This window comes from Halomonas sp. YLB-10, assembly GCF_003856855.1.
Lineage (GTDB): Bacteria > Pseudomonadota > Gammaproteobacteria > Pseudomonadales > Halomonadaceae > Halomonas > Halomonas litopenaei.
The window spans coordinates 148,720-162,240 of record NZ_RRCU01000003.1 but is presented as its reverse complement, the minus strand read 5'-3'; the positions used below and the strand labels follow the sequence as shown (position 1 = coordinate 162,240).

Below are 13,521 nucleotides of genomic sequence, written 5' to 3'. Positions count from 1 at the left end.
GCTGTCAAATGACCAACAAGACCCACTTTTCCATCGCTGTCTTTCCCGGTGACGGCATTGGCCAGGAAATCATGAAGCCGTGCGTCACGCTGCTGGAGGCAGCCATGGCGCGGGTCGGGGGCGTATCGGCGAGCTTCGAGGAGCTGCCTGCCGGTGCCGCCCACTTCAGGGATACAGGGGAGTCGCTTCCCGAGGCCTCGTTGAAGCGTGCCGATGAAGCCGATGCGATCCTGCTGGGTGCCATGGGGCTGCCGGACGTTCGCTATCCGGATGGCACCGAGATCTCGCCACAGATCGACTTCCGCTTCCGTTTCGGCCTGTACGCCGGGGTCAGGCCGGTGCGCACCATCGCCGGGCTTCAGCCGATGCTCAATAACCCCAGCGCCCACGAACTCGACTTCGTGATCGTGCGGGAATCCACCGAGGGCCTGTTTGCGTCTCACGGCAGGGGCGAGATCAAGGGAGACGAGGAAGCGCGCGATACCCTGGTCATCACCCGGGATGTGAGTCAGCGACTGTTCGACTTCACCCTGGCGCTGGGCCAAAGCCGCCAGGCCCAGGGGGGGAAGGGCAGGGTGACCTGTGTCGACAAGGCCAATGTGTTCAAGTCCTTTGCCTTCTTCCGCAAGATCTTCGACGAGCGGGCCGAGGCGCATCCGCAGCTCGACTGCGACCACATGTACGTGGACGCGGCGGCGCTCAACATGGTCACCAGGCCCTGGGATCTCGACGTGATGGTCACCGAGAACATGTTCGGCGACATACTGTCCGACCTGGGCGCCGGTCTGATCGGTGGCATGGGTTACGCGCCTTCCGCGGACATCGGCGATGATCACGCGGTCTTTCAGCCATGCCATGGCAGTGCGCCGGATATCGCTGGCAAGGGCCTCGCCAATCCAACGGCCATGGTGCTGTCCGGTGTGATGATGCTGGAGTGGCTGGGAGAGAAGCACGACTGTGAGCCGGCGCTGAAGGCAGGCAAGTTGCTGCGAGAAGCCGTGGACGCTGCCTTTGCCACTGGCACCCTGGTGACCTGCGAGCTGGGCGGGGATGCCGGTACGACCGCGGTGTTCGAGGCAGTCATGGCCCAGTTGGTCGAGCTTCCGATCCAGTAGCTTTTGATGGTTGGGTGGTGCGCCGCTCACAATGGCAGGTCGCAGGAGGTAGGTTGTTGATGGAAAAGCTAAGGGTCGCAGCGGTTGGCGCCGGATACTTCAGCCAGTTTCAATATGACGCCTGGTCACGCATCTCCGAGGTTCAGGTGGTGGGCGTGTGTGATCAAGACACCTCACGTGCTCGGGAGGTGGCCAAGCGTCATGGGGGCTGGGAGGTCTACTCGGATGTCCTGGCGATGCTGGAGGAAGCGCGCGCCGACGTGCTGGATATCATCACGCCGCCCTCTTCACACCTGGCCTTGATCCGCCTGGCGGCGGAGCGCGGGGTGAACGTGATCTGCCAGAAGCCGTTCTGCAAAAGCCTGGAGGAGGCGCGCCAAGCCGCCGCCCTGGCCGAGCAAGCCGGGATTGAGCTGATCGTTCATGAAAACGTCCGGTTTCAGCCCTGGTACGAGGAGCTCCAGCGGCAGATCGCCGCGGGCAGGCTGGGACAGATCTATCAGGCGACGTTTCGGCTGCGCCCGGGAGATGGACAGGGGCCGGAGGCCTATCTGGAGAGGCAGCCGTACTTTCAGAAGATGGAGCGGTTTCTGATCCACGAGACCGGGATACATTGGATCGACACTTTTCGCTATCTCTTCGGCGAGGTGTCCGCTGTCTATGCCGAACTGAGGCGCCTCAACCCTGCTATCGCCGGTGAGGATGCGGGGCATGTCATCATGGAGTGTGCCGGTGGGGTTCGCGCCGTTCTGGATGGCAACCGCCTGTCCGATCATTGCGCCGAAAACCGGCGGCTGACCATGGGCGAAATGACCATCGAAGGAAGCGAGGGTGTGCTGGTGCTGAGAGGCGATGGCACCCTGGGTTACAGAAGGCACGGGGAGAATCTGTGGCAGGATATCGACTATGAGTGGGTGGATCACGGTTTTGGCGGGGACTGCGTGTATCGGTTCAGCCGCCATGTGGTGGACGGCCTGATGGGGCGGTCGAGGTTGGCAAATACCGCGTCTGACTATCTCGCCAACATGAACATCGAAGAGGCTGTCTACACCTCTGCCAGAGAAGGCAGGCGGCTTCGTGTGTCCAGTGACGTCTGTGGAAGCTGAGGATTTGCAGCGATGAACTCAAGAGACACGTCTTCTCGATCCGTGCCGGCGAGCAGGGGCGAGGGGCCTCCGGGGGACAAGCTGTCGCTGCCGGAAAAGGCGTACTACGAGATAAAGCGTCGGATACTCGACAACGAGTTTTCCTCGGGATCCTTCCGCCTCGAGAAGGAGTTGGCGGAACTGCTCGACATGAGCCGGACGCCCGTGCGAGAGGCAATGATTCGGCTGGCCAATGAAGGGCTGGTGGAAATCAGGCCGCGCCACGGTATGCGAGTGTTGCCGGTGTCGGCCGAGGATATGGTCGAGATATACGATGTGTTGACGGCGCTCGAGACCCAGGCGGTCGAGTTGCTGGCACGACGTGGATTGTCCGACGAAGAGCTCGGCCAGTTGATGGATGCGGTGGATGAAATGGACGATGCCCTGGCCGATGACGACCTGACCCGGTGGGCAGCGGCGGACGAGCGATTCCATCTGCTGCTGGTGGAGTTGTGCGGCAATCGCCGCATCGCCACTATCGTCAACACCTATTGGGATCAGTCCCACCGTGTGCGCATGTTGACCCTGGGACTACGGCCACGGCCGACGTCATCGAACAACGACCATCGGGCCGTTGTCCAGGCCATTCAGAATGGTGACGTCATCGCCGCCAGGGACCATCACCGGGAGCACCGGGTAAATAGCGGCAGGATGCTGGTGGAGCTACTCGACAAGTACGGTCTTTCTTCGATCTAGGCGTGTGTCGCGATACGAAAACCGGGAGCGCATTGCGCTCCCGGTTTCGTTACACCAGCGCGTAGCCCAGCGCCACGAAGCCGAGGCTGGTGACGGTTGCCCCGATCAGGGTGTAGGGCAGCTGGGTCAGGGCGTGCTGCATCGGCAGGACGCCGCTGCCCTGAGATGACAGTACCGAGGAGTCCGAGAAGAAGCAGGCGTGGCTGCCGAAGCTCGAGGCGGACAGCAGGGCGCCCACCACCAGTGGCATCGACACCTCCATATGGGCGGCCATCGGGATCACGATGGGGATCGAGATCACGAACACGCCCCAGGACGATCCGGTGGCGAACACCACCACCGCCATGGAGATGAAGACGATGGCCGGCAGTAGCGCCGGGGTGATGTAGGGCGCCAGGGCGTCGATCATGAACTGGGTCATGCCGAGCTGGTCGTTGACCTCCTTGAGCACGAAGCCAACGGCGACGATGGCCAGCGGCAGCATCATGGTGCGAAAGCCGTCCATGATCGAGTCCATCAGGCTCGAGAAGGTGGATAGGCGCTGCACCAGGAACAGCACGATGGTGAACAGGGTGGCGGCGATGACGCCCTTGAGCAGGTCGATCTCGAAGTAGGCGCTGGCGCCGATCAGCACCGCCATCGGGGCGACGAAGTTGAACAGGCCAAGCCAGGGGTTGCCACGCGGGGTGTCGTCGCCAAGCGGCTCATCCGGGGCGCCGTCGGGAATCGTCTGGCCGGCGCGGGCGCGGGCCTCGGCGGTCTTCATCGGGCCAAGGTCAGGCACGATGCTCATGGCCACCAGAAAGACCAGGCCCATGGCGACCCAGCCATACAGCATGTAGGGAATCGACTGGATGTACAGCCACATGCCGGGGCCATCAGTGGCGCCGTTGGTTTCCAGCAGCTCGGCAAAGTACACCGCCCAGGTCGAGATCGGCACCAGGACGCAGATCGGGGCGGCGGTGGAGTCGACGATATAGGCAAGCTTTTCCCGCGATACGCCGAAACGGTCGGTCAACCGCTTCATCGCCGCCGAGGTCGCCAGCGCATTCAGGTAGTCGTCGATGAAGATCAGGAGTCCCAGTACCGCAGTGCACAGCAGTGACTGACGGCGGGTCTTGACCAGGCGGCTCATGAAGTGGCTGAAGCTCAGGGTGCAGCCGGACTTCTCGAGCATGGCGATAAAGCCACCCATCAGGCCGCATACCAGGATCAGCCAGGCGATGGTCTCGTTCATCATGACCGACAGCGAGACGTCGGCCAGGGCACCGATATAGTCGCTCGGCTCGATCAGGATAAGCCCGGACAGCGCGCCGATTGCCAGGGCCTCCAGGGTCCTGTGGGTGGCAATCGCCACCACCAGCACGATAAGCGAAGGCACCAGGCTGATCCAGCCGAAGGGGGTGCCGGCTTCGTGGTGGAAGGTCAGGCCGGCCACCAGGGCAATAAGTCCTGCGACCATGGCAAAGGTGCGACCCTTGCCTTTCTGGCTGGGCTTGCCTGGGGCGAAGGGATGGGTGGACGGTGCGTTGGTCTGGGTCATGGCGTCACCTCCAGTGCGAGGCCTGGATCGATGACAAGGGGCGTTGTGGTTGTCATGAGGGGGCTACCCGTGATTGCTGTGAGTTATATCGGGTGTGGCTCAGGGCGTGTCTGAAAAGTGCCTGCGCTCGGTAATACGGCGTTAAAAACCGGATCAACATGCTCATTTACTGCTAGTAAACTGCGCTGTCTCACCGATTTTTGCCTTGTCTAACCTTCGCTCGTCGACTTTTCGGACGGGGCCCAGTGGTCTTGCGGTCTTGCGGTCTTGCGGTCTAGCGTTCGTGCCGGGCGAGCGCACAGGGCGTCCCTGCCCGGTACGGGAGTCCGGGGCGATAGCGTCGTGATTTCCCGCGCTCAGACGTGGCGCAGGTACCAGTCGTACTCCAGGCGACTGACGCTTTGCATGGCCAGTTCGCGCTCGGCGCGACGGTTGGCCAGAAACACCTTGAGAAACGCCTGGCCGAAGGCTTCCCCGAGGGGTTCGCTGTGCTCCAGCAGGTCGAGGGCCTTTGACCAGCTGTTGGTCAGGGTGGGCTCGTACTGGCGGTAGGCGTTACCAGTGACGGACTCCCCCGGCGAGACAGCGGTTTCCAGACCGTGACAGACCGAGGCCAGCAGGGTGGCCAGCAGCAGATAGGGGTTGGCATCGGCTCCGGCTACTCGATGTTCTACCCGGCGGGCGGCGTTGGCTCCAGAGGGGATCCGCAGTGCCACCGAGCGGTTATCGTAGCCCCAGGTCGGCGTCATCGGCACATAGAGGCCGGGCTGGAAACGTCGGAAGGAGTTCAGGTTGGGCGCGAACAGCGCCATCGAAGCAGGCATCAGCTCCATCAGGCCGCCGATGGCGTGACGCAAGGCAGGGGTCCCCAGCGGGTCACCATCGCTGTCGGCGAAGACATTGTCGCCGCTTTCGTCGATCAGGCTCATGTGGACGTGCATGCCGTTGCCGGCCTCGCCGCCGTAGAGCTTGGCCATGAAGGTGGCCTCGAAGCCGTGGCGCAATGCCACGCCCTTGATCAGGCGCTTGAGCAGCACCGCGCTGTCGCAGGCCTTCATCACGTCATCGCCGTGGATCAGGTTGATCTCGAACTGCCCAGGAGCGCATTCCTTGAGCGCGGTGTCCAGCGGCAGTTGCTGTAGCTGGGCGGCGGCGTGCACCTCCTCGAGGAAGTCGGCGTACTCGTCGAGTTCGTTGATCGAATACAGCTGGCTATCGCTCGCCCGCTCGCCGCTGGCCGGGGAACGGCAGGGCTGGGCCATACCCATCTCGTCGCGTTGGCGATCGACCAGATAGAATTCGAGCTCCAGCGCGACCACCGCCTTGAGGCCGCGCTCTGCCAGTCGCTCGACCTGGCGCGCCAGCACGTTGCGGGGATCGGCGAAGAAGGGGCCGTCCTGGTCATCGCGCATGTTCATCAGCAGTTGCGCCTGGCGTCCCTTGCGCTGCCAGGGCGTGACCATCAGGGTGCCGGGAATGGGGCGGCAGACCTGATCGCGATCGCCGATGTCGAGCCCCAGCCCGGTTTCCTCGACGGTATTGCCGGTGATGTCGAGGGCGAACACTGAGCCGGGGAGCTGGATGCCGCTTGCGTAGGCCTTTTCGAGGTTGTCACGGGGGATGCGCTTGCCGCGCAGCACGCCGTTCATGTCGCTGATCAGCAGGTCTACGCTGTCGACCTCGGGATGTCGGGCCAGAAAGTCGCGAGCTTCGTCGACGCTGGGGGTGCCCATGCTGTCACCTTTTGTTGGTTCGTTGTGATGTGGCTAGTGTTTCGCTGACCGGGCCATGGTGTCAAATTATTTACGCGTAGAGGTGAGGGGTTTGTCGAGGTGTCGAGTGGTCTTTTGTTTTATCTAAGTCTGTAAAAACAAGTAGTTGGTAGTCTTTCTGTCAAGATTTCCGGCGCCGGGCTTGGCAAGAAAATCCGACCAAGGTATGTTGAGGAAACCATAACAACGGATAGAGCTGCGAGGAGTTCGATGAACATTCGTCCGCTGGTTGGCGTCATCGCCTGCCGTCGAGAGGTCGAGGGTCACCCGGCCCACATGGTGACCGACAAGTATCTGCGCGCCCTGCGTGACTACGGTCTTGAACCGATCATGCTGCCGGTATGGCAAGGGCAGGGCCAGGAAGATGCCCGGGCGCTGCTGGCGCGCCTCGATGGACTGGTGCTGACCGGCAGCTACACCAACGTACTGCCCGAGCGCTACGGTGCTGAACGCGAACCGGAGAATACCCGGGACGACGTGGATCGCGACGCCGCCGCCATGAGCTGGGTGCCGCTGGCGCTGGAGCAGCAATTGCCGCTCCTGGGCATCTGCCGGGGATTTCAGGAGCTCAACGTGGCCTTCGGCGGCAGCCTGCACCAGGCGGTGCAGCGGGTGCCGGGGCGGCTCGATCACCGCGAGCCGGAGGGTGAAAAGGCCGAGCAGTATGCGCCGGTACACGACCTCGAGATCCAGCCAGGTGGCCGTCTGGCCGCGCTTTACCCCGAGGCCGGCGCGCGGGTCAACTCGCTGCACCAGCAGGGTGTCGATCGACTTGGTGAGGGGCTGCGCGTCGAGGCGCTGGCGCCGGACGGGCTGGTGGAGGCCATCTCGGTGGCTGACGCGCCGGGGTTCACCCTGGCGGTGCAGTGGCATCCGGAGTGGGAGCCCCAGTCCCATCCGCTGTATGACGCCATCTTCAAGGGCTTTGCTGCTGCCTGTGCGACGCACTAGGGCTTGTCTGAAAAGTGCCTGCACTCGGTAATACGGCGTTAAAAATCGGATCAAAATGCTCATTTACACCCCGTAAACTGCGCTTTCTCACCGATTTTTGCCTTGTCTAACCTTCGCTCGTCGACTTTTCGGACAGCGCCTAATGTCCTGGGCGTCGGCGTCGTGCCGAGTTGGGCAATGACGTCAGCCAGGCGGTGTGTTTGACGCTGAGTTCTGCCTGCTTCGATGAATACTGTGCCGACTTACCACTGTCGGTGGGGAAAAGCTGTCCGCTGCCTCGACAGGCATAGAGATCCTTCTATGCTCAAACGGTGAGGATCGCCCCTGATGCTCGCAGTTGGATGCCCCCTCTCAAGGAATCGAAGGAGAAGACCATGGTGATCAAGCGTTCGTCTTTGATGCTGGTGCTTGCGGGTTCGCTGCTGTCTCTGAGCGCGGCGACGGCCCTAGCGGAGTCTAGTGCCCAGGATGAGCATCGCCAGGAAATGGAAGAGCAGGCGGCCAGTTCTCAGCCCGGTGAAGGCATGATGGATCAGACCAACGAGACCTTGCTGGAAGGGTCCGCCGCGGCTACCGAGAAGCGTCAGCAAATGCTCGAGGGCACTTCGGACCCGGGCAATGCCGAGGGCAAGATGGATGGCTACAACGCCGAACTGCTCGAAGGCAGTGCGGCCGCCACCGAAAAACGTCAGGAGATGATGAAAGAGCAGGAGTAAGCCTGCGACGGGGTCATCGCCCCAGGTCTCCTGGCGACCCATCACTCAGCAGATGGCAGCGGTGCCGTAGTCACAGGGTCACCACGTCGTGCTGGCACCCTTTGTCAACGTCGTCACAACACCTGAAGTCGTCCCAACGAAAGCGCCGCCCCAGGAGGGCGGCGCTGTCGTTGTGATGGTAGTGGTAGCGGAAGTCGGCACGCTGGACGGAGCGGGCGCTGGCTCGCCAGCGCCCGGAGGCGCTCAGGCGCTGGCGTCGCTGGCCGTCGCTACCTTCGTTGCCGCGGTCGCGCGCTGGCCCAGGGTGAACAGCACCGCGGTCAGGGTGGCGACGCCTCCCGCCAGGCCCAGCCACCAGGGCAGGCCGAAACCGGTGCCGAGTGCGCCGAACAGCAGCGCCACGATGCCGACCAGCATGGCGTAGGGTAGCTGCGTCCTGACGTGGTCGATCAGATCACAGCCGCTGGCCATGGCCGCAAGCAGGGTGGTCTCGGCCAGCGGCGAGCAATGATCGCCCCACACCGCGCCGGCCAGTACTCCCGCCACCGAGGCGTACAGCAGCGGCATGCCTTCGGCGGTGCCGGCCATGCCATTGTGCTCGAGTACGGCCCAGGCCAGCGGTACCACCAGCGGCATCATGATGCCCATGACACCCCATGACGAACCGGTGGCGAAGGCGGTGAAGCCGGCCAGGCCGAAGATCACCGCCGGCATCCACTGCGGTGACAGGCTATCGCCCAGCACCGTGACCAGAAAGTCACTGGTGTGCAGGTCCTCGTTCACGCTCGCCAGTGCCCAGGCCATCATCAGGATGGTGATGGGCAGCAGCATCGACTTGACGCCCTCGAACCAGTAGTGGGCGGTTTCGGTCATGCTCATCAGTCGTTGCACCTGGGTCATGATCACCGCCGTCACGCAGGCCGCGAGCGAACCCCACATCATGGCGCTGAAGGAGTCGCCCTCGCCGAAGATGTCGCGCAGTTGATGGTCACCGCCGCCGAGGGCAGCGAGACCGGTGGCGTAGATCCCGCCCAGGGTGATCGCCACCAGCACGATCATCGGTATCACCGCGTTCAGCGCCCGGGTCGGAATGCCTTCCTTGGTGGGGATGTCGGCTTCCTCGACGATGGCTTCCCGGCTGCTCATTGCCTGGCGGGCGCCGGGCTCGGACAGTGCCTTGCGCTCGGCGGTGAGCATGGGGCCGAAGTCACGACCGCTCCAGGCCACCAGGAAGACGAAGGCGAGCGCCAGGATCGGATAGGCGTTGTAGGGAATGGCGTTGACGAACACCGAGTAGGCGGACTCGTTCCAGTCGTCGATGGCATCCATCGCCTCGCTGATCAGGCCGACCTGGAAGCCGATCCAGGTGGTCACCAGCATGATCGCGGACACCGGTGCGGCGGTACTGTCCACCAGGTAGGCCAGCTTGGCCCGCGAGATCCTCACGCGGTCGGTGATATGGCGCATGGTGTTGCCGACGATCAGGGCATTGGCGTAGTCGTCGAAGAAGATGGCCAGACCCAAAAGTGCGGTGGAATTCTGCGCCTGGCGTCGTCCACGGATCACTCGCGCGATGCGCTCGGCGATGCCGCGGGTGCCGCCGTTGCGCGAGATGATGCCGACCATGCCGCCGATCAGCAGGCAGAACAGCACGATCGACATATGGTCGCTGTCGCTGGCGGCGGACAGCACGTGGACGTTGACCGAGTCACCGAAGGCGCCGAGCAGGGCGCCGGCGTTCATGCCGTGAAGCACCCAGCCGCCGAGCAACAGCCCGGCAAACAGCGCCAGGATGACCTGGCGGAAGGCCAGCGCCAGGGTGATGGCGGTCAGGGCAGGCAGCAGCGAGAGCCAGGCGGGAACAGGGTCGAGTTCGAGGGTGGCGGCGGGGGTGTTGGAGGCGTCGTAAAGCGACAGGGTGCGTGGGCCGTCGGTGACGGTCAGGCTGAGCGTCGCGACCCCGTCGGCGTCGACCTCGAGCGGATGGCGGCGAGTGCCGTCGTCGATGTGCCAGGGGCGGTCGGGATCAAGCCCGCTGGCCTGGACGTCGGTGGCGACCCCTTCGAGCAGGATGTCCGGGCCGCTCAGCTGGGGTGCTGCCTGGACGGTGGAAAGGCTCGCCCACAGCAGCAAGAGCGACAGCAAGAGCAAAGGCACGCATCGGGTTTTTCGCCGGCCCGTCGGCGAAGGACATGGTGGTTTCATGGTGGCCCCGGTTGTTGTTGGAAGGTGTGGAGAGCGCCGTTTGGCGTCAATGAAAGTTGGTCGTTTGGCCGTTTGTTGTCAATTTTTTTTGTGGCTAAAAATAAAAAATATCGACATTGTGCGATGGTCGTAGACTAATAATCAGTGACTTATGGTTTTTTTCTGAGGAAATTCTGCGCTAGGCTTGGCTTTCACGAGAAGGGTGGTTATGTTGAGTAAACCATAACAAATCAACTCACCAATATCGGGAGACTTGGCCATGACCTCGCCAGGCGCCGCACGGCTCAAAGAGCTCGATCGCGAACACCATCTGCACCCCTTCACCGACTTCAAGGCGCTCGGGGAGGAAGGCAGTCGTATCATCGTTGACGCCGGGGGGGTCTACATCCAGGACGCGGATGGGCATCGCATCCTCGATGGCATGGCGGGACTCTGGTGCGTCAACCTCGGCTATGGGCGTCAGGAGCTGGTGGACGCCGCCAGCGAGCAGCTCACCCAGCTGCCGTACTACAACAATTTCTTCAAGACCACCCATCCACCGGCGGTGGAGCTTGCCGAGACCCTGTGTCGACTGGCACCGGCGCACATGAATCGGGTGTTCTTCACCGGTTCCGGCTCCGAGGCCAACGACACCGTGCTGCGGATGGTGCGTCGCTACTGGGCGCTCAAGGGCCAGCCAGAAAAGCAGTGGATCATCGGTCGCGAAAACGGCTATCACGGCTCCACCGTGGCCGGCATGAGCCTGGGCGGCATGGCGCCGATGCATGAACAGGGTGGTCCCTGTGTGCCGGGTATTACCCACATCCGTCAGCCTTACTGGTTCGGCGAAGGGCGTGATCAGACCCCGGAGGCCTTCGGTCGTGCCTGCGCCGAGGCGCTCGAGGCGCGTATCCAGGAGCTGGGGTCCGACAAGGTCGCGGCCTTTATCGCCGAGCCGGTACAGGGTGCCGGCGGCGCCATCATTCCCCCGGACAGCTACTGGCCGGCGATCAAGGAGGTGCTCGAGCGCCACCAGATCCTGCTGGTGGTCGACGAGGTGATCTGTGGTTTCGGCCGTCTGGGCGAGTGGTTCGGCAGCGTCCACTACGACCTCAAGCCCGACCTGATGCCGATCGCCAAGGGGCTGTCCTCCGGCTACCTGCCGATCGGTGGGGTGCTGGTCGGTGATCGTGTCGCCGAGACGCTGATCGACGAGGGTGGCGAGTTCTACCACGGCTTCACCTACTCGGGGCATCCGGTGTGCGCCGCGGTAGCGCTCAAGAACCTTGAGTTGATGCAGGCCGAAGGCGTGGTCGAGCGGGTGCGTGATGATCTGGGGCCTTACCTGGCGACGCGCTGGAAGTCCCTGGAGTCCCACCCGCTGATCGGCGAGGCGCGCTCGCTGGGTCTGATCGGCGCCCTGGAGATCGTCGCTGACAAGGACAGCGGCAAGCGATTCGACAAGTCGCTGGCGGTGGGCAACCTGTGTCGCGATATCTGCTTCGAGACAGGCCTGGTGATGCGCTCGGTGGGAGACACCATGGTCATTTCACCGCCCCTGGTGATCAGCCACGTTGAAATCGACGAACTGGTGCGTCTGGCCCGGGAGGCGCTGGACGAGACGCTGCGCCGGCTGACCGCCCAGGGCGTCGAGATCACCGCCACCGAGGAGGCTGATGCATGAGTCGTCCCCTCGACAAGGCCGGCTGGCAGGCCCTGGCCGACACCCTGACGGCGCGGCTGGAAACCCGCGCCTATATCGATGATCGCTTCCTTGATGCCGCCAGCGGCGAGACCTTCGAGACCATCAACCCCGCCACGGGGGAAGTGCTGGCACGGGTCGCAAGCTGTGATCAGGCCGATGCCGAGCTGGCGGTTGCCCACGCCCGGCGCGCCTTCGATGGTGGTGAATGGTCGCGCCTGGCGCCGACCCGGCGCAAGCGGGTGCTGCTGCGGCTGGCCGAGCTGATGGAGGCCCACCGCGACGAACTGGCGCTACTCGACACTCTGGACATGGGCAAGCCGATCTCCAGTGCACTGGGTGACATGGCCGGCGCCATCGGTGCGATGCGTCACCAGGCCGAATCCATCGACAAGCTCTACGGCGAGGTCGCGCCCACCGGCGAAGAGGCGCTCGCGCTGGTGCTGCGCGAGCCGATCGGGGTGGTGGCGTCCATCGTGCCCTGGAACTTCCCGATGATGATGACCGCCTGGAAGATCGCACCGGCCCTGGCCGCCGGCAACAGCGTCATCCTCAAACCGTCGGAGAAGTCGCCACTGTCGGCGCTGCGGCTGGCTGCCCTGGCCCAGGAGGCCGGCCTGCCACGCGGCGTGCTGCAGGTGTTGCCGGGCTATGGTCACACCGTGGGCAAGGCGCTGGCGCTGTCGATGGACGTCGACTGCCTGGCCTTCACCGGCTCCACCGCGGTCGGCAAGCAGCTGATGCAGTACGCCGGTCAGTCGAACCTCAAGCGGGTCTATCTGGAGTGCGGTGGCAAGAGCCCCAATCTGGTATTTGCCGACTGCAGGAATCTCGCTCAGGTGGCGCACCACGCGGCGGAGGCGATCTTCCATAACCAGGGGGAGGTGTGTATCGCCGGTTCGCGGCTGCTGGTCGAGAACAGTGTGCGCGAGGCCTTTATCGAGCACCTGCTGGCGGCGGCCGAGTCGATGCAGCCGGGGGATCCTCTGGACCCGTCGAGCTTCATGGGGGCGATTGTCGATGCGACCCAGCACCGCCGCATCCTCGACTTCATTCGCCAGGGGCAGGAAGAAGGCGGACGGCTGCGTGCCGGCGGCGAGGCGCTCGACGGGCCGGGGCTGTTCATCCAGCCGACGGTGTTCGACGGTGTCACCGAGGACATGACGATCGGGCGTGAAGAGATCTTTGGCCCGGTGCTGTCGGTGTTCGGCTTCGACAGCGAAGAGCAGGCCATCGCCCTGGCCAACGACTCGGTCTATGGGCTGGCTGCCGGGGTGTGGAGTCAGGACGTCGACCGCATCATGCGGGTCAGTCGTCGTCTGCAGTCGGGCCAGGTGTTCGTCAACAACTGGGCAGGCGGGGACCAGAGCGTGCCCTTCGGCGGGGTCAAGCAGTCCGGCAATGGCCGCGACAAGTCGCACCACTCGCTGGCCGAATACACCGAACTCAAGAGCGTCTGGATCGCCTTGAACTAGACTCCCGGTCCGATGTCATCAACGCGCACTGATGGGAGATGACTCCCTGATTGGCCACGCCTTGCGTGGCCTTTTTTGTGGTTTGCAGGGCGGGCAGTGCCGAAGGGTAGGGGGCTGTCAGTGTCCGAGCGACGCTACTAGAAGGCTCGCGCTGGGGTGGTGCAGCTGACCAGCCGGCAGGCACTGGGTAGGCGCCGGGGTTGCGGAGATCTTGCCTTGGGG

Annotated in this window: 10 protein-coding genes; 7 read left to right on the top strand and 3 right to left on the bottom strand. The window is 63.7% G+C overall.

The window, feature by feature from the left end:
• Positions 1-8: 8 nt before the first annotated feature.
• Genes EBB56_RS08080 through EBB56_RS08070 form a run of 3 tightly spaced genes read left to right on the top strand, consistent with a single transcriptional unit; the run spans position 9 to position 2,956 of the window.
• Entirely contained in the window at positions 9-1,115 is a 1,107-nt protein-coding gene (locus EBB56_RS08080; protein WP_108448970.1) for an isocitrate/isopropylmalate dehydrogenase family protein, read from the top strand.
• Between the two features lie 59 nt (positions 1,116-1,174).
• Complete coding sequence (locus tag EBB56_RS08075; RefSeq protein ID WP_124804219.1) at positions 1,175-2,221, top strand: Gfo/Idh/MocA family protein; 1,047 nt, start codon at positions 1,175-1,177, stop codon at positions 2,219-2,221.
• A gap of 12 nt (positions 2,222-2,233) precedes the next feature.
• Positions 2,234-2,956 (top strand): GntR family transcriptional regulator, encoded by a 723-nt coding sequence (locus tag EBB56_RS08070; RefSeq protein ID WP_124803788.1) that lies wholly within the window; start codon positions 2,234-2,236, stop codon positions 2,954-2,956.
• Between the two features lie 49 nt (positions 2,957-3,005).
• Here the strand turns inward: EBB56_RS08070 and EBB56_RS08065 are convergent, their stop codons facing one another.
• Both EBB56_RS08065 and EBB56_RS08060 read right to left on the bottom strand, forming a co-directional pair.
• Positions 3,006-4,499 carry a Na+/H+ antiporter NhaC family protein gene (locus tag EBB56_RS08065; RefSeq protein ID WP_108132897.1) on the bottom strand — a complete coding sequence of 498 codons (1,494 nt, stop codon included), beginning with the start codon at positions 4,497-4,499 and terminating at the stop codon, positions 3,006-3,008.
• Between the two features lie 356 nt (positions 4,500-4,855).
• The gene (locus EBB56_RS08060) at positions 4,856-6,232 is read right to left on the bottom strand and encodes a glutamine synthetase family protein (protein WP_108132896.1); all 1,377 of its coding nucleotides are present in this window, start codon (positions 6,230-6,232) and stop codon (positions 4,856-4,858) included.
• 249 nt (positions 6,233-6,481) lie between these two features.
• Here EBB56_RS08060 and EBB56_RS08055 point away from each other — a divergent pair, with 249 nt between their 5' ends.
• Both EBB56_RS08055 and EBB56_RS08050 read left to right on the top strand, forming a co-directional pair.
• Positions 6,482-7,222 carry a gamma-glutamyl-gamma-aminobutyrate hydrolase family protein gene (locus EBB56_RS08055; RefSeq protein ID WP_124803786.1) on the top strand — a complete coding sequence of 247 codons (741 nt, stop codon included), beginning with the start codon at positions 6,482-6,484 and terminating at the stop codon, positions 7,220-7,222.
• A 374-nt stretch (positions 7,223-7,596) separates the two neighbouring features.
• On the top strand, positions 7,597-7,938 hold the full coding sequence (locus EBB56_RS08050) for a hypothetical protein (protein WP_124803784.1): 342 nt from the start codon (positions 7,597-7,599) through the stop codon (positions 7,936-7,938).
• Positions 7,939-8,181: 243 nt separating this feature from the next.
• On the opposite strand, the gene EBB56_RS08045 is transcribed toward EBB56_RS08050, so the two are convergent.
• Complete coding sequence (locus tag EBB56_RS08045; RefSeq protein WP_221621158.1) at positions 8,182-10,095, bottom strand: Na+/H+ antiporter NhaC family protein; 1,914 nt, start codon at positions 10,093-10,095, stop codon at positions 8,182-8,184.
• A 307-nt stretch (positions 10,096-10,402) separates the two neighbouring features.
• Between EBB56_RS08045 and EBB56_RS08040 the strand changes: the two genes are divergently transcribed.
• Together EBB56_RS08040 and EBB56_RS08035 are read left to right on the top strand one after the other, a co-directional pair.
• Positions 10,403-11,806 carry an aspartate aminotransferase family protein gene (locus EBB56_RS08040; protein ID WP_124803780.1) on the top strand — a complete coding sequence of 468 codons (1,404 nt, stop codon included), beginning with the start codon at positions 10,403-10,405 and terminating at the stop codon, positions 11,804-11,806.
• Positions 11,803-13,299, top strand: a complete 1,497-nt coding sequence (locus EBB56_RS08035) for an aldehyde dehydrogenase (RefSeq protein WP_124803778.1) — start codon at positions 11,803-11,805, stop codon at positions 13,297-13,299. Before EBB56_RS08040 ends, EBB56_RS08035 begins: the two co-directional genes overlap by 4 nt.
• Positions 13,300-13,521: the final 222 nt, after the last annotated feature.